Annotated in this window: 17 protein-coding genes; 1 reads left to right on the top strand and 16 read right to left on the bottom strand. The window is 67.8% G+C overall.

The window, feature by feature from the left end:
- Positions 1 to 123 precede the first annotated feature (123 nt).
- Complete coding sequence (gene purM, locus ACTIFF_RS11880) at positions 124 to 1,179, top strand: phosphoribosylformylglycinamidine cyclo-ligase (RefSeq protein ID WP_439537013.1); 1,056 nt, start codon at positions 124 to 126, stop codon at positions 1,177 to 1,179.
- Between the two features lie 18 nt (positions 1,180 to 1,197).
- Here purM and ACTIFF_RS11875 read toward each other — a convergent pair whose 3' ends face one another.
- From ACTIFF_RS11875 to ACTIFF_RS11800, 16 genes are all read right to left on the bottom strand, one after another.
- Positions 1,198 to 1,623: a hypothetical protein gene (locus tag ACTIFF_RS11875; RefSeq protein WP_439537012.1), complete on the bottom strand. Its 426-nt coding sequence runs from the start codon at positions 1,621 to 1,623 to the stop codon at positions 1,198 to 1,200.
- Positions 1,624 to 1,630: 7 nt separating this feature from the next.
- Positions 1,631 to 1,987, bottom strand: coding sequence for a hypothetical protein (locus ACTIFF_RS11870; RefSeq protein WP_439537011.1), 357 nt, complete (start codon positions 1,985 to 1,987; stop codon positions 1,631 to 1,633).
- Positions 1,984 to 2,775: a peptidylprolyl isomerase gene (locus ACTIFF_RS11865; protein WP_439537010.1), complete on the bottom strand. Its 792-nt coding sequence runs from the start codon at positions 2,773 to 2,775 to the stop codon at positions 1,984 to 1,986. The genes ACTIFF_RS11870 and ACTIFF_RS11865 overlap by 4 nt, the downstream gene beginning before the upstream one ends.
- Positions 2,776 to 2,924: 149 nt before the next feature.
- Positions 2,925 to 3,917, bottom strand: coding sequence for a S1 family peptidase (locus ACTIFF_RS11860; protein ID WP_439537009.1), 993 nt, complete (start codon positions 3,915 to 3,917; stop codon positions 2,925 to 2,927).
- Positions 3,914 to 4,699, bottom strand: a complete 786-nt coding sequence (locus ACTIFF_RS11855; protein ID WP_439537008.1) for a quinoprotein dehydrogenase-associated SoxYZ-like carrier — start codon at positions 4,697 to 4,699, stop codon at positions 3,914 to 3,916. Before ACTIFF_RS11855 ends, ACTIFF_RS11860 begins: the two co-directional genes overlap by 4 nt.
- Entirely contained in the window at positions 4,700 to 5,245 is a 546-nt protein-coding gene (locus tag ACTIFF_RS11850) for an SRPBCC family protein (protein ID WP_439537007.1), read from the bottom strand.
- Position 5,246: 1 nt separating this feature from the next.
- The gene (locus tag ACTIFF_RS11845) at positions 5,247 to 6,281 is read right to left on the bottom strand and encodes a hypothetical protein (protein ID WP_439537006.1); all 1,035 of its coding nucleotides are present in this window, start codon (positions 6,279 to 6,281) and stop codon (positions 5,247 to 5,249) included.
- Positions 6,281 to 6,859: a hypothetical protein gene (locus tag ACTIFF_RS11840; protein WP_439537005.1), complete on the bottom strand. Its 579-nt coding sequence runs from the start codon at positions 6,857 to 6,859 to the stop codon at positions 6,281 to 6,283. Before ACTIFF_RS11840 ends, ACTIFF_RS11845 begins: the two co-directional genes overlap by 1 nt.
- Entirely contained in the window at positions 6,847 to 7,827 is a 981-nt protein-coding gene (locus tag ACTIFF_RS11835) for a vWA domain-containing protein (protein WP_439537004.1), read from the bottom strand. The genes ACTIFF_RS11840 and ACTIFF_RS11835 overlap by 13 nt, the downstream gene beginning before the upstream one ends.
- A gap of 11 nt (positions 7,828 to 7,838) precedes the next feature.
- Positions 7,839 to 8,885 carry a hypothetical protein gene (locus ACTIFF_RS11830; protein WP_439537003.1) on the bottom strand — a complete coding sequence of 349 codons (1,047 nt, stop codon included), beginning with the start codon at positions 8,883 to 8,885 and terminating at the stop codon, positions 7,839 to 7,841.
- Positions 8,882 to 9,730: a DUF58 domain-containing protein gene (locus ACTIFF_RS11825; protein ID WP_439537002.1), complete on the bottom strand. Its 849-nt coding sequence runs from the start codon at positions 9,728 to 9,730 to the stop codon at positions 8,882 to 8,884. The genes ACTIFF_RS11830 and ACTIFF_RS11825 overlap by 4 nt, the downstream gene beginning before the upstream one ends.
- A complete protein-coding gene (locus ACTIFF_RS11820; RefSeq protein ID WP_439537001.1) occupies positions 9,727 to 10,749 on the bottom strand; it encodes an AAA family ATPase in 1,023 nt (340 codons plus the stop codon). The genes ACTIFF_RS11825 and ACTIFF_RS11820 overlap by 4 nt, the downstream gene beginning before the upstream one ends.
- A gap of 103 nt (positions 10,750 to 10,852) precedes the next feature.
- Positions 10,853 to 11,134, bottom strand: coding sequence for a methanol dehydrogenase (locus tag ACTIFF_RS11815; RefSeq protein ID WP_306476642.1), 282 nt, complete (start codon positions 11,132 to 11,134; stop codon positions 10,853 to 10,855).
- Positions 11,135 to 11,210: 76 nt separating this feature from the next.
- On the bottom strand, positions 11,211 to 11,690 hold the full coding sequence (gene moxG, locus ACTIFF_RS11810; RefSeq protein WP_439537000.1) for a cytochrome c(L), periplasmic: 480 nt from the start codon (positions 11,688 to 11,690) through the stop codon (positions 11,211 to 11,213).
- Positions 11,687 to 12,526 (bottom strand): methanol oxidation system protein MoxJ, encoded by an 840-nt coding sequence (moxJ, locus tag ACTIFF_RS11805; protein ID WP_439536999.1) that lies wholly within the window; start codon positions 12,524 to 12,526, stop codon positions 11,687 to 11,689. Before moxJ ends, moxG begins: the two co-directional genes overlap by 4 nt.
- A gap of 55 nt (positions 12,527 to 12,581) precedes the next feature.
- Entirely contained in the window at positions 12,582 to 14,408 is a 1,827-nt protein-coding gene (locus tag ACTIFF_RS11800) for a methanol/ethanol family PQQ-dependent dehydrogenase (RefSeq protein WP_439536998.1), read from the bottom strand.
- Positions 14,409 to 14,497 lie beyond the last annotated feature (89 nt).

Raw genomic sequence — 14,497 nt, 5'->3', positions numbered from 1 at the left:
ACGCAGAACGAACGCTGTCGAAAAAACTTTCGATTCGCGACGAAATCGGCCATGAGTGTAGCAAGTTTCGCTTTACGTCCCGTCCCGTCCTCATCTTTTCCGGCGCTGTGCGCCCCGCATGTCATGACAGCTTCCAAGGATTCCCGCCCCCCTCTGAGCTACGCCGCCGCCGGTGTGGATATCGACGCCGGTGATGCGCTGGTCGAGCGCATCAAGCCACTGGCCAAACGCACGATGCGGCCCGAGGTGCTGGGCGGCATCGGCGGCTTCGGTGCGCTGTTCGAGGTGTCGAAGAGCTATCGCGAGCCGGTGCTGGTGTCGGGCACCGACGGCGTCGGAACCAAGCTCAGGCTTGCGTTCCAGCTCGACGGTCACGACACGGTCGGTCAGGATCTGGTGGCGATGAGCGTGAACGACATCCTGGTGCAGGGCGCCGAACCGGTGTTCTTCCTCGACTACTTTGCCTGCGGCAAGCTCGACGTCGAGACCGCGGCGCGTGTGGTCGGCGGCATCGCACGCGGCTGCGAACTGGCCGGCTGCGCCTTGATCGGCGGTGAAACCGCCGAAATGCCGGGCATGTACCCGGCTGGCGAATACGATCTGGCGGGTTTCGCGGTCGGCATTGCCGAAAAGTCGGCGCTGATCACCGGCGAAACCATTGCCGAGGGCGACGTGGTGCTCGGGCTGGCCTCCAGCGGGGCGCACTCGAATGGCTATTCGCTGCTGCGCAAGATTCTCGAGCGCGACGCACCGGATCTGGACGCCGACTTCCACGGCCGCAGCCTGCGCGATACCGTGCTCGAACCGACGCGCATCTACGTGAAGCCGCTGCTGGCGCTGATGAAGGAGGCGCCCGGCCTGGTGAAGGGCATGGCCCACATCACCGGTGGCGGCCTGCTCGACAACGTGCCGCGCGTGCTGCCGGCCGGGCTGTCGGCGCACATCGATGCGTCGTCCTGGACGCTGCCGCCGCTGTTCGTCTGGCTGCGCGAGGCCGGCAACGTCGCCGAACAGGAAATGTACCGCGTGTTCAACTGCGGCATCGGCATGGTGGTCATCGTGGCCGCGGCCGACGCCGACCGTGCCGTGGCATCGCTGTCCGGCGCCGGTGAAACCGTGTATCGCATCGGCCACATCGCGCGCTGCGGCGACGGCGAAGCCCAGACCATCGTCCGCTAGCGGTCCGCGAGCCGGCACTCAGCGTGCGCAGTCCGCCTGCGGGCTGTCGCTGACGCCGAAATCGGCGATGGCCCAGGCCAGCTGCACGCCGTGTTCACGGTTGAAACGGTCCATCCACTGTTCGACCGCATCGCTGAGGCGGCGCGTGCCGTCGCTGTCCGGGCGCAGGAAGTTGTTGTGCGGCAGCTGAGCGACCTGCTGCCGGATCAACACGGTCAGCCCCTGCATGAAGGGTTCGACCGGGAGGCCGGCCGGCGCACGGCTGCCCGCCTGCACCGCAACGCCCGGTCGCGCCAGAATGCTCAGTGTGTGGCCATTCTGAGTGCAGGCGCGGATCAGCGTATCGCTGCCGGCGCGCACATGGGTGCGTCCGATGTCATCGGTCGCCAGCGCATTGGCCGCGATGCCCAGCAGCAGCGCCACGGCCAAAAGTTGTTTATCCATCACCCTGTCACCGGCTGTCCGGCGCCACGAAGCGGGCGTCGTGCAGCGTCCAGCGTTGCGCGCCCTGGCGCGTTTCCGAACAGCCGAGCGGGGTGATCGCGCCGTCGGGTGGCAGGTCGTGACGGCCGCGGTCGGCCGTGCGCACGTCGAGGTACCAGCGCTCGATCCAGACGCGCAGCGGGCGCTGCCGGTCGCGGTTGCGCACACCGATCAGCACGCCATCCTGCATGACGCACTGCGCGTCGGCTTCTTCGACCCACTCCACGGCCGCACGCGCCTCGGCAGCAGACCTTTCCTCATCGGCGACTGCCGGCAGGGCCAGACAGGTGGCGCCGACCAGCACGACACGGGCGGCGGGCTTCATTTCACGACCGCGCGGGCGCGCACGTCGTTCAGGTAGGCCCGCCACTTCTGTTCGATCAGCGATTCGGCGAGCCGCGGCTGCAGGTCTTCGAACTTCGGCCGCTGCGCCGGCCGTACGTCCTCGAGTTTCACGACGTGCCAGCCGGCGCTGCTTTTCACCGGCTGCGCGGCCACCTTGCCGCGGGTCAGGGTCGGCAGTGCGGCCGCGAATTCGGGCGAGAAGGCGCCCTCGGGCGTCCAGTCGAGCAGGCCGCCCGAGGGGCCGCTGTCGCGATCCTTTGACTGCGCTTGCGCAAGTTCCTCGAAGCGGGCGCCCCGCTTCAATTGATCGATCAATGCCTTCGCCTGCGATTCCTGCTCGACCACGATGTGGCGCACCCGGTAGTCGCGCTCACCGACCTGCGTCGCCATGCCGTCGTACAGGCTGCGCAGTTCGGCTTCGGTCGGCCGCGTGTTCAGGAAGAAGTCTTCGCGCAGTGCGTTGATCAGCGCCTGCTGACGCATGAATTCGAGGCGTGTCCTGAGCGCCTCGCTCTGCCCGAGCTTGCGCTCGGCTTCCTGCGCCAGCACCTCGCGGCTGATCACCTCTTCGCGTGCCTTGCCGGACAGCTCGGGCGTTGCCGGGCGTCCCTGACGGACCTGTTCCTTGATGATGAAATCCAGCTGGGCGCGCGGTACCGCCCGGCCATTTACAGTGGCGACCGTATCGGAGGCGTGCAGCGAGGTCGAGCCGGCAAACAGGGGAAGCAGCGCGCTGGCGGTGATCAGGCGGCGAAGGCAGAAGGACATGGGGCGGGAAGGATGAGTTGCGACCGGCTGCACTATCGGCGATGGCCGATCGACAGCGCGGCGAGGACGGCCCGGAAATCCGGTGAGTAAATCCCGTCCGGCGTGTCGTGTCGTGCGGCGTCGTGGTGCGCACCGGTCGTCGGCGACCCTCAGCGGTCAGGTTTCGCGGCACCCAGCCGGGCGAGTGCCGTGGCCGCTGCAACGCGCACGTCCTCGCGCCCGGCCGCGAGTGCCCAGCCCGCGATCCGCCGCAATTCGATCTCGTCCCTGCCGGCGATGTCGATCGCCCGATCGATGCAGCGGGCACTGCGTTCGGTCTGCTGCAGCGCGTGGGCGGCGCGTGCGCACATCAGCGCCGCGGCCGCGACGTGCGGCTCTTCCCGCATCCAGGTGTCGGCCAGTTGCATCACGCGCGGCCAGTCCGCCTGGGCCAGCGGTTCGAGCAGGCGCATGAAATGTGGTTGGCGCTCCGCCGGCTGTGCCCAGAACGCGTCGCCGGACAGCGGTTTCGGCGGCTGTTCCGGTCGCTCGCGCAACCGGTCGGCCCAGTCGGCCGGCACGGCGAAGTATTCGGTGCGCTGCGCGGATGTCAGGAAGGTGGTCAGGCCGACCAGCCGTCCGGCTTCGTCGAACAGGCCGCCACCGCTCGCGCCCCGCTTGAACCCTGCCGTGGTCTGGATGATGTGGCTGCCGCTGGCGCCGTGCAGGTCGAGTACGACGCCGCGCGCGAACTGCGGCTCCATGCCGCCGGAGTAGCCGTGTGCGATCACGGGCTCGCCCGGGAGCAGCGTGCCCGCCGGCCGCAACTCGGCCGCAGGGTAGGGCAGGGCTTCAGCGGTGCGCAGCAGGCACAGGTCGCGCGAGGTGTCGGCGCGCTCGCCGACGACCGCATGCCGCGCCAGTCCGCGCGACAGCACGATGGTGTGGGCGTGCCGGGTGACGTGGCAGTTGGTCAGCGCGGTGTCCGGACCGATCACCACCGCCGAGCCGACGGAAAACTGTTCGTCGTCGCCCAGCGCCGATACCTTCAGCACGACGCGCGACAACTGCATCATCACCGCAGCCGACGGAGCGGCAATGGCAGGCGACGCCGTGCCGCACAGCGCCAGCGCTGCGATGAAGAACCCGACGATCGGGCTCACGGCGCACGCCCGGGTGGCAGGCGCGCTGCGAACTGCCGGTCGTGGCTGTCGGTGACGCGCACTTCGATGTCGCGCGCGCCGGACGCGATGCCAAAGCGCAGATAGGGATTGCGGCTGATCGAAATGTCGAGTGCTGCATCGAGCAGCGGGCGGCCGTCCTGCAGCACGCTGACCTCGCGTACGTAGTCGGCGGCGATGTAGCCGCGGCTGTCCAGATCGACTTCCAGACCCGAATGGTTGGGATGGCGGATGCGCAGTTCGACCTTGTCCTGGCCGTCCGTCCGCGCGACACGGCGCATCCGCATGCTGCCCAGCGCCACGCCACCGTCGTCGGCAGGTCCGATCGGCACCGAACAGCCGCCGGCTGCGCGCACGAAGTGCTCGGCCATGTACAGGCGGCCGTCGGTGGTTTCGCCGATCGCCCGCACCGGGGTGTAGCGCTCGATGCGCACCCGTGTTTCGATGCCGCCGACGATGCCGTCATGCAGCGTGAAGCGGCCTGCCAGTGGCGACGGATTGCCGTCGATGATCAGCCACAGCGTGCGCAGCGTCGCGCCGGCCGGACCCACGCGCAGTGCAATCGGAACCATTGCGGCATCCTCCGCCCGGTCAGGGGCGTCGAGCGCCAGCACGGATTCGTCCAGTGCGAACGCGCGCTCGCCGAACACGGCCGCACGCACGCGCGGCCAGACATCGTCTGTGGCAGCGGCTGGCAGCGCGCCGAAGCCCAGCCACAGCGCGAGCAGCCCTCGTGTCGCCCGCGATGCGGCGCTCGCGCGCACTCAGCGCGGCCCGCTGGATTCGATGCGCGCCCGCACGGCGTCCAGACCAGGTCGCATCAGCGCGCGCAAGGCCTTCACGGCGCTTTCGTCGTCCATGCCGGCGGCCGGATCGTTGCCCGTGTCGGCGCGATAGCCGCGCACCTGCCAGCCCAGCCTGCTGCCGCTGCCGTCCGGCTTGACCGTCAGCCGGCCAGAGTAGGAACTGGCCGGCAACACCTTCGGATCCGGCGTGCCGGATCGATAGCTCATGCTCATCGCCGCCGCGTCGTAGTCGTCGAGTTGTTCGGTCACCTGCCCGGCAGGCAAGGTCAGCGTGCGTGTCGAACCCGCTTCGTTGCCGCGATCGGCCGACGAGGCCGTGACCGCCGGATTCCAGCCGGCCAGATCGGCGAAGTTGCCGACCACCGCCCAGACGGCCGCCGGCGGGGCGGCGATGGTGACGGACTCGTCGATTTTCTGCGGTGTCGGTCCGTGCCCGTGGGCGGCGAGTGCGGTCAGCGCGAGCATCGCGGCGGACAGGAGGCGGACGGGGGGTGAAAACGGCATGTCAGGAACTCCTGAAGTGGAATGGAAAGGAAAGACGAGCGGGCAGACGCCACCGTGTGGTCCGGCGCGCCGGACGCGGTGCGAGGCTGGCCAGCAGGGCGCACAGTCCGGCCAGCGTCAGCGGCACGCGCAGCGAGAAGCGCGTATCGGTCAGTCGGCCGCCGGGCAGTGCGCGCAGCAGCGCGGCAATCTGTTCCGGTGAGCGGGCGGTGGCGGTACCGAGGCCGGTCAGCCTGGCCAGGTCGTCGAGCACATCGTCGCGCCGGCGCGACAGGTGGTCGGCGTCCGGTCCGGCGGCGCGTTGCGGCGCGTTGCGCAGATCGCCGCCCAGGCGCTCCATGTCGGCCACCGACAGCGTAGGCGCCCCGGCGCTGGCAAAACCCGCGGTGTCTTCCGCTGTCCAGTAGCCGTCGATGCGGCCCTTTTCGCCCAGTTTGGGCACCGGTTCGGGGGTGCTGCCGCCGAGTCCGATCAGTACGCCGGGGATGTCGCCGGGCGTGCCGTCCCACGCCGGCGTGCGGCCGGTGTGCAGCGCCGGTGCCTGGTGGCCGTCGGTGAAGAACACGAGCGCTGCACCCGGCGCCAGTGTGCGGATGTCGTTCAGCGCCGAGTACGTGCCGTAGTACAGATGGCTGTCAGCCGCCCACGCCATGCGCCAGTCGATATGCGAAATGGAGTCTTCGAGCGCGGCGCGATGCGCGCAGACCTCGACCGGCATCAGCAGCGGCTGTGTCTTGCGCTCGACGAACACCGACACGCCGACGTGGGCGCCGCAGGGCAGGCGGTCGAGCGTGCCCGTGGCAAGCGTTCTGGCGAATTCGAGCCGGCTGACGCGCGCGTCGGTGCTGCCCATGTCCTGCGTGTTCATGCTCTGCGTGATGTCGAACACCAGCTGATAGGTGCCGACCGTGCGTTCGATCGTCAGGGCCGGGTCGGCGATGCCGACCGCAAAGCACAGCGCAGCCGCGGACAGCAGCCAGAAGCGCGGCGTGCGCAGGCCGGCGAGGCGGGGGGCGAGCGGCGGTGACGCCGCCATCAGTGCATGCCCCGCGGTGCGCCGACCATTTCGGTCCAGGCGGATTTGTCCGGCAGCGCGTCGTCATCGACGCGGGTTTCCTTGCCCTCGCGCCGCCAGTTGCGCACTTCGTAGTCGGGCACCAGCACCTGCGCCAGTTCAAGGTTGTAGCGCGCGCCCCACTCGTCGGGCTGATCGCGCAACACGCGCCGGTAGCCGGTCTTCGCCAGTTCGATCAGCGTGATGGCGCGTGCCGCAGATCCTTCCCGGGTGGCGACCGCGATCGCCCGACGCAAGTAGAGGTTCGAGGCATTAAGGCGGGCGGCATGGCCCAGCGCATCGTCGCCACGCGTTTCCGCGTCGCTGTAGGCGGCCAGCGCGGCGTCGTGATCGTTCTGGCGGTCCAGCATGGTGCCTCGCGCGAAGTGCACCATCGGTGGCGCGCCCGTGTCCGCCACCCCGTCGCGCATCTGGCGGTTGGCATCGTGGGCACACCAGGCCTGCCACCCGGCGTGGCCGGCAAGTGCCAGTGCGCCCAGCGCAAGCAGGTTGAGCGCGGGCGCCAGCTTGCGCCGTGCCAGACGATTCAGCGGGACCATGCGGAGACCTCGAGTGAGCGCGCGAGCAGCAGCAGCAGGCTGCCGGCCAGCGCAATGGCCAGACAGAGGCCGGCGAGATCCTCGCGCGGCGGCGTTTCGAAGTAGCGCAACGGCTGGTTCTGCAACCGGCTCACATCGGCGATGGCGCGCGCCAGCGCGTCGGGCGTGTCGGCTTCGTACAGCCGGTAGGACACGCCGAGGTCACGGAAATACTCGTTCAGGAAGTATTCCGGCGCCGGATCGAATCCCTGCTCCGGATCCGGAGGGTCGGACGGGCCGCGGCCGCCGGCGGTGCGCAGGAAGATCCAGTACAGCGCGCTGCGGTTCTCCGCGAACAGGCGGCGGATCTGGTTCTGCGCGCGCGCATCGATCTGTGCCGCGCCATCGGACACCAGCAGCACGACGCGCGAACCGGTGAGGGGTTTGTCGCGAAACTGTTCCAGCGCCATGGTCAGTCCGGCGGCGACATTGGTCAGGCCGACCCCCGGCGCAGCGGACGCACGCACGGCGGCGCGCACCGCGTCCTGGTCGCCGGTCAGCGTGAGCCCGTGCACCGGGGCCGTGCTGAACGACACCATGCCGAACAGGTCGCGCGGCCGTTCGGCGACGAAATCTTCGAGCAGGCGGGCGGCGGCCCGGCCCTTGGGCTCGTCGCCCTGCTGCGCGCCGCGGCCGGCAAAGCCGTCGCTCATGCTCGCGCTGCGATCGAGCGTGATGACGATGTGCGCGCCGGTGCCCACGCGTTCGACGGCGCTGCCCTGACGATGCAGGCCGGCCAATGCACAGACGGCGGCGGCCACCGTCAGCGCGCCGGTCACGCGCAGCATCAGCGCGAGGGCGCGCGATGCTGCATCGGGCGGCACGCCGGGCAGCCAGCCGTGCGCCAGCGTGCGCTGGCCATGCCAGAACAGCGGCAATACGGCGAGCGCCAGCGCCCACAGCGCTTCAGGATGATCGATCGACCACATGTGTCCGGGCCTCAGTGGACCGCCGCCGTTGCCGCGGCAGGCGCGTTCCCGGACGCAGGTGTGCGCCGTGCATGCAGGCGTTCGCGATCGCGCAGTGCGCCCAGCAAGGTGTACAGGTCATCGATGCGCGCGAAGCGGGCACTCGGCGGCAGCCCGTAGAACACGCTGCGCGAGGCGGCGAATGCGGCCGCAAGCTCGTCGGCGAGGTCACCGAATTCGGGCGCGTCGCGCAGGAAGTCCGGCAGCCCGACTGCGAACACGGTGCGGCCGACGGTTTCATTGCAGCCGCGATGCAGCGCACGGAAAGCGAGGACGAGGGCGTCGCCGTCGGCCTGTCCGCCGTGTGCGCGCCGCAGTGCGCGTACTTCGCGCCAGGCACGGGCGAACGGTCGCGCGCCCTGACCGCCCAGACGCCCGGCCGCCCACAGGCCGGCCAGCAGCAGGGCGACAGCGGTCAGTGTCCACCCGGCGGCGCGGACCAGCGGCGCGCTGACGTCGAAATCCTGTGCGCAATAACCCGGATGCACGCTGTTGATCCAGTCCTTCCTGGCCTGCCAGTTCAGCAGCGGGGCGGCGTTGATGGCGAACGCCGGCACCATGACGGCCTGCACCTGGTTGTCCTTGCGAAAGCGCAAGGTGGTCGGCGCCCGTTGCAGCGTCTGCGGTGCGCGCACGCTTTTCATCAGCTGCCATTCGAGTGTGTAGGTGCGACAGCGCGCGCAGCGCTCGCTGGCATCGGCGACGTCGAGGCGGCGCAATTCGAACTGGCGATCGCCCTGACCGACTTCGGGCAGTCCGTCCCGGTCCGGTATCCAGCCGTCGTCGATCTCGAGGGTGATCTGTATCGGCAGCGTGTCGCCGATGCGGTAGCCGAAGCTGCGCGGCCACGCGATGTCGTGCAGGCGTACGCCCCCGGCACCGGCGCCCGCGTTGTCGCCATCGCCTTGTGCAGCGCTGCCCGGTGCGGAAAAAGCGCACGTTGCAAGCAGGGCGAACAGCGTGCGTGCCAGTCCGTGAGCCACGGCCCGTGCCCGCAGCGCATACTGGTGAGCGTTCATGTGTGGAAGAAGTAGCGGTTGAACAGCGTGGCGTCGATGCGATCGTCGATGAACAGGGGCGGGCGGCCATGCTTCATGCAGGTGCGCCGCAGCGCGTGTCGGCGCGCGTCGTCGGCGTCGTCGAAGGCGCGCGCCAGTGCGGGCCGCAGCAGCAGCAGTCGCTCGCCTCCGCTTTCCATGTCCTGCAGCCGGGCGATGCCCCAGCGCGCGCTGGCATGGCGCTCGCGGCTGTCACCGAGCAACACCGGTACGACGTCGTGCCGGCACAGACTGCCGAGTACCTTGTCCAGCCGCTCGAGCGGCATGTGCGCATCGGTCAGCAGGAACACCAGCGAGCGGCGATGCGGCAGCAGCGCCGCGGCCTTCATCAGGCCGGCGTTGCTGCGGCCCTGCGGTTCGAACGCACGCAGGCGCGCAATGGCGGCCCGCGCGCCGGCCGAACTGCGGCACTGCGGCAGCGCCAGTTCGCGGCGCGGTGCTTCATCGCAGGCGATCAGCGAGAACGGATCGCCTATGCGCCACGCCGCCTCCGCCAGCGCTTCGGCGAGCGACACCATCAGCGCGCGCCGGTGCGTCACGCCGCGGTAGTCCATTGAGCGCGAAACGTCGGCGAGCACCACCACCGGCACGGTCGCCTGCTGCCGGAACAGGCGCACCCAGACGCGTTCGAACGGATCGCGCAGTGAGGCGCGCAGGTCCAGCCTGCGTGCGTCGCGGTTGCCAGCCAGGGGCACGCTGCGTTCGAAGTCGTGGCCCGGCCCGGACAGCGTGCCGCGATGCGCACCGGGCGTGACGGCCCGACTGCGCCAGCGCAGAGGGTAGGCAAGCGCCTGCGCAACACTCATGGCGACGCGATCTGGCGCAGCACTTCGGCGACGAAGGGGCGCGCGTAGAGCGGACGCTGGTTTTCGTATACCGGGCTCAGGCAGAGACGATGCGCAATGGCCTCGAAAAACACCTCGTGCAGGTCTTCCGGCACGAGCCGGTCGCGACCTTCCAGCCAGGCATGCACGCGGGCGGCACGCACCAGCATGGCCACGCCGCGCGGACTGGCGCCCGACTGGATGAATTCCTCGATGTCGACATCGGACAGCCGCACGCCGTACTGCGCAGGATGGCGCGTGGCGAGCCAGAGGTCGACGCCGTAATTGTCGAGCACCTCGCTCGACTGCACGGTGTCCTGGATGGCGGCTGCGACGTCGTTCAGACGGGTGTGGTCGAGCGTGGCTGGGGTGATCTTCTCGATCAGCGCATCGGCGTCGTGGAAGCGGGTATCGAACATCAGGCCGCGCAGCTGGTCGCGTGCGTCCGGTGTTTCGACGCTGATTTCCATCAGGAAGCGGTCACGTGCGGCCGACGGCAGTTCGAAGGTTTCTTCCCGTTCGACACGATTGCGGTCGGCGAACACCTGCATCCACGGCAGCCGGTACTCGCGGTTGAACGCGCTCACCGTACGCTCGGCCATCAGGCGCAGCAGTAGGGCGTGAACCTGCGGCCGGGCGCGGTTGATCTCGTTGAAGAAAAACACCGACAGTTCGCTGCCCTGCGCGATCAGCGGGCCGGGTTCGACGCGCGGACGACCGTCGTCGCCGACATAGGTGTGATAGACGAGGTCGCCCGGCATCAGGTCCACCGTGCCTTCGATGCGCTGATAGGCGCCGCCGATGCCGCGCGCGACGGCCTTCAGCAGCGTCGTCTTGCCGACGCCGACATCGCCTTCGAGCAGCACGTGGCCGCGGGCAAAGACGGCGACGGTCATCAGCCGCACGGTGCGCGGCATGCCGACGAGCAAGTCATTGAGCTGGCGTTCGAAATCGAGGGCGCGTGTGCGCCATGCTGACAGATCAACAGGTTCGGAGTGCATCCGGAAGTCCAGATCGGGGTGGTCGGTGCGCCACCGGGCGCGTGCCGTCAAAAGGCCCGACCGGGCGCGAAGGGAATCGCGCCCGGTCGGGTGAACACGACGATCAATTCACGTCGTACTTGAAGCTGCCTGAGGAGTTGAGCTGCTCGACGCGCTTGGCATTGCGCGCTTCCATCTGCTTGATCGAATCGCTTTGCTTCGAAATTTCCTTGGCATCGTGCTTGGGGTCGTACTTCGAGCCGGCCACCTTGGCCGGATAGCCCGGCTTGGGCTCCCAGCAGTCGCCCGGCGCCTTGCACTTCGTGCCGTCATAGGCCTGGGCGGCACCGGCCAGCAGCAGGAGCGCCGACGTAGCGGCGAAGCGGGCTGCAATGCGGATCTTCATTGTCATTCCTCCTTGGTTGTGATGAGGGTGCTGCACGAGACGGCCCGCATACAGCGGGCTCAAAAACCTTGCTTCTTCAGTTGGCCTGCTTCCACAGCGCCTTGGCCGGATCACCCTTGTAGACCGAGCGGATCCAGCTCATGATCACCAGCATTTCGTCCTGAGAAAGATGGCCGCTCTGCGGGCCCATCATTCCCTGCAGCCCGCCGAACAGGCTGGAGAACATCCCGGCATCGGTGGCATTGGCCGGATAGGTCCAGTAGTCGTCGGCCAGCCCCGGACCGAGCTTGCCCTCGGCATGGTGACCATGACAGCCGGAGCAGGCGGTCGAGTACAACGATTCGCCCTCGGCGATCTTGGCGGGATCCGTGTTGTAGGGATTGATGCCGGTGGCCTTGAATGTCTTGACCGCCTCACTCTCCGGCTTGCCCGCGAAATCCAGCGCGCTGCCGTCGATCATGTTGTAGAAGCGCGGTGGATTGGCCGCGGCCACCGCCGAGGCGAGCAGGCCACCCATCAGGGCAGCGGCTGCCCAGTTGCTGATCTGAAACTTCATCCCTCGCTGTCCTTGTTTCCTTCCGCCACCGGGGTGGGCGGCAGAATCTGAATGCCTTCGGCGCGCAGTACGCCCTCTATGTCGTCACGGGTCTTGGCGAGCGCTGCTTCGATGCGGGCCAGCAGATCGCGATCGTCCTTGCGGACGGCGATCGATGTATCGAAGTGGAAGTGCACCGGCTCGCCGTTGGACTTGCTTGCCTGCGGTGGTACGGGCGTCGTCCTGAGCGCGACCGGCGAGCTCTTGATGTAGCGCGCCACTGAGGGTGCCCAGGCCACGGCAACGTCGATCTCGCCGGCCGCGAGGTCGCGGATCAGCTTTTCGGAGTCGTAACGCACGTAGCGGTTGCGCGGCGCCTTGTTGCCGCCGAGCGACATCATGTAGCGGAAGCTGTCGGCATAACGGCCGAGCTGCACCAGCATCACTTCGGCGGGTGTGCCGGGTATGACGCCGATGTGCGCGGTCTTCAGGGCCGGGCTGTCCCAGCCGGTCACGTCCTGGCCGAAGTCGGCACGGGTGACGAACACATAGCTCGATCGGTAGTAGGCCCGCGTCGTCGCGACACGGGGATCGCCCGCATCGACGCCGAGCATGACGTCGCACTTGCCCTTGTCGAGCAGGTCGCGCACCACGTAGCGCGGGTCGCTGAAGCCGACGCGCTCCACCTTCATGTCCATGGCGGCCGCAAGCTTTTCGGCGATGCGGTCCTCGAAGCCCTCGCCACGCTCATTGGCATAGGGCATTTCATTGTCGGCTGCGCACACCTTGAGCGTGCCGGCGGCCTGTACACCGGTGCCCAGTGCACACAGCAGTGCTGCAACAAGTATCTGTTTCATAATGGAATCCCTGCATGAAAGGGTGCGGCACCCGAAGTGCCGCACCCGGTACGTCTTACAGCGAGAACACCACGACACCGCCGCCCATCTTGGTGTATTGCTGGAGCTCCTTGAAGGCGCCCACTGCACCAAGACCTGCGGTCGGATCGGTCAGGTCGAACACGAGGCCGACACCGGGCCAGCCACCGACGCCGTAGTAGATGGCGACGTATTGCTTGCCCTTGTGCTCGTAGGTGACCGGGTGGCCGATGACGCCGGACGGGAGCTTGAATTCCCACAACGTCTTGCCGTTGTCGGCATCGACCGCCTTGATCAGACCGTCAAGCGTGCCGTAGAAGACGAGGTCGCCCGCGGTGCTGGTCGTGCCGCCCCAGACCGAGAACTTCTCGTCCTTGACCCACTTGAACTTCGACGTCTTCACGTCGTAGGCCTTCACCTGACCCATGTTGTTGTTGTTGCCAGGTGTGGCATACATGTTCAGCGTCGCACCGACGAAGAACTGGCCTGCGCGGTAGGGCAGCATGAACGGCTCCCAGTCCATGCAGATCATGTTGGTGCCGAGCATGACCAGTTCGCGCTTCTTGTCGATCGAGTCGTGACCCTGGTTGTGGTAACCCATGGCGGACGGGCAGATGCCCTTGGCCAGGTGGTCCATGCGGGTCGAGTACTCGGGGTCGCGGATGGGCACGCCCTTCTTCATGTCGTAGCCCTTGAACACATTCACCGACGGGTCGATCTTGTCGGCGCGGACCAGATTGCCGGTCTCGCGGTTCAGGGTGTAGACGATGCCGTTGCGGTCCGGGTGGGTCAGCAGCTTCTGCTTCTTGCCGTCGACGACCTGGTCGGACAGGCCGATCCAGTTCACGCCGGCGTAGTCCCACTCGTCATGCGGCGTCTTCTGGAATGCGAACTTGGCCTTGCCGGTCTTCACGTCGCGACCCCAGATGGCCATGGTCCACTTGTTGTCGCCCGGGCGCATGGTTTCGTTCCACGGCGCCGGGTTGCCCGAGCCGTAGTACATGAGCTTCAGTTCCGGGTCGTAGGCGTACCAGCCCCAGTTCGTGCCCCCGCCGATCTTCCATGCGTCGCCTTCCCAGGTCGAGGTGCCGAGGCCCTTCTGACCGTAGTGCGGGTTCGCCATGTTGAAATCGTCGGCCAGCAGGATGTCCTCGTCCGGGCCGGTGGCGTAGGCGCGCCAGACCTGCTTGCCATCCTTGATGCGGTAGGCGGTGACGTAGCCGCGTACGCCCAGTTCCGCGCCCGACGAACCGACGATCACCATGTCCTCGACCACCATCGGCGCCTGCGTCAGTGTGGAGCCGACCTTCGGATCGGAGTTCTCCATCTTCCACAGTTCCTTGCCGGTCTTGGCGTCCAGCGCGACGATGTGGCCGTCGAGCTGGGTCTTGAAGATCTTGCCGTCACCGTAGGCCAGACCGCGATTCACGACGTCGCAGCACGCGACCGCGCGTACCGAGGCGTCCTGCTTGGGTTTGTGTTCCCACAGGATCTTGTTCGGGTTGTCCAGATCGATCGCGAAGGTGGTGTTCGGGAACGGCGTGTGGATGTACATGATGCCGTTGACCACCAGCGGACCACCTTCATGACCGTGCAGCACGCCGGTCGAGAAGGTCCACGCAGCCTTCAGGTTCTTCACGTTGCTGCGGTTGATCTGCTTCAGGCCGCTGTAGTGGCTGTGGTCGTAGTCCTTGCCCTGCATGACCCACTGGCGCTCGTCCTGCGACAGCTTGATCAGCTCGGCATTGGCCAATGCCGCACCCGACACAGCCGTGAGCGCAAGGCCCGCAACGGCGGCACCGATCGCGCAGCTCAGCCTGTTTTTCTTCAGCCCCGACTGTCGGGTTGCTCTTTTCAGTGACATAGCGGTGTACTCCTCCTTGGGTAGGCACGCTTAAACGCGCGCATTCGCTCTGATGTGATCCGGTGACGGCTGGCAGCCCTCTCCGGATC

Origin of the sequence: Methyloversatilis sp., from assembly GCF_051861465.1 — a bacterium.
Taxonomy (GTDB): Bacteria; Pseudomonadota; Gammaproteobacteria; order Burkholderiales; family Rhodocyclaceae; genus Methyloversatilis.
This window is presented reverse-complemented; position numbering and strand designations above follow the sequence as displayed.

Bases quoted from the DNA above. Each gene is read 5' to 3' on its own strand.
- purM (WP_439537013.1), top strand. From the start codon at position 124: ATGACAGCTTCCAAGGATTCCCGCCCCCCTCTGAGCTACGCCGCCGCC.
- ACTIFF_RS11875 (WP_439537012.1), bottom strand. From the start codon at position 1,623: ATGGATAAACAACTTTTGGCCGTGGCGCTGCTGCTGGGCATCGCGGCC.
- ACTIFF_RS11870 (WP_439537011.1), bottom strand. From the start codon at position 1,987: ATGAAGCCCGCCGCCCGTGTCGTGCTGGTCGGCGCCACCTGTCTGGCC.
- ACTIFF_RS11865 (WP_439537010.1), bottom strand. From the start codon at position 2,775: ATGTCCTTCTGCCTTCGCCGCCTGATCACCGCCAGCGCGCTGCTTCCC.
- ACTIFF_RS11850 (WP_439537007.1), bottom strand. From the start codon at position 5,245: ATGCCGTTTTCACCCCCCGTCCGCCTCCTGTCCGCCGCGATGCTCGCG.
- ACTIFF_RS11845 (WP_439537006.1), bottom strand. From the start codon at position 6,281: ATGGCGGCGTCACCGCCGCTCGCCCCCCGCCTCGCCGGCCTGCGCACG.
- ACTIFF_RS11840 (WP_439537005.1), bottom strand. From the start codon at position 6,859: ATGGTCCCGCTGAATCGTCTGGCACGGCGCAAGCTGGCGCCCGCGCTC.
- ACTIFF_RS11835 (WP_439537004.1), bottom strand. From the start codon at position 7,827: ATGTGGTCGATCGATCATCCTGAAGCGCTGTGGGCGCTGGCGCTCGCC.
- ACTIFF_RS11830 (WP_439537003.1), bottom strand. From the start codon at position 8,885: ATGAACGCTCACCAGTATGCGCTGCGGGCACGGGCCGTGGCTCACGGA.
- ACTIFF_RS11825 (WP_439537002.1), bottom strand. From the start codon at position 9,730: ATGAGTGTTGCGCAGGCGCTTGCCTACCCTCTGCGCTGGCGCAGTCGG.
- ACTIFF_RS11820 (WP_439537001.1), bottom strand. From the start codon at position 10,749: ATGCACTCCGAACCTGTTGATCTGTCAGCATGGCGCACACGCGCCCTC.
- ACTIFF_RS11815 (WP_306476642.1), bottom strand. From the start codon at position 11,134: ATGAAGATCCGCATTGCAGCCCGCTTCGCCGCTACGTCGGCGCTCCTG.
- moxG (WP_439537000.1), bottom strand. From the start codon at position 11,690: ATGAAGTTTCAGATCAGCAACTGGGCAGCCGCTGCCCTGATGGGTGGC.
- moxJ (WP_439536999.1), bottom strand. From the start codon at position 12,526: ATGAAACAGATACTTGTTGCAGCACTGCTGTGTGCACTGGGCACCGGT.
- ACTIFF_RS11800 (WP_439536998.1), bottom strand. From the start codon at position 14,408: ATGTCACTGAAAAGAGCAACCCGACAGTCGGGGCTGAAGAAAAACAGG.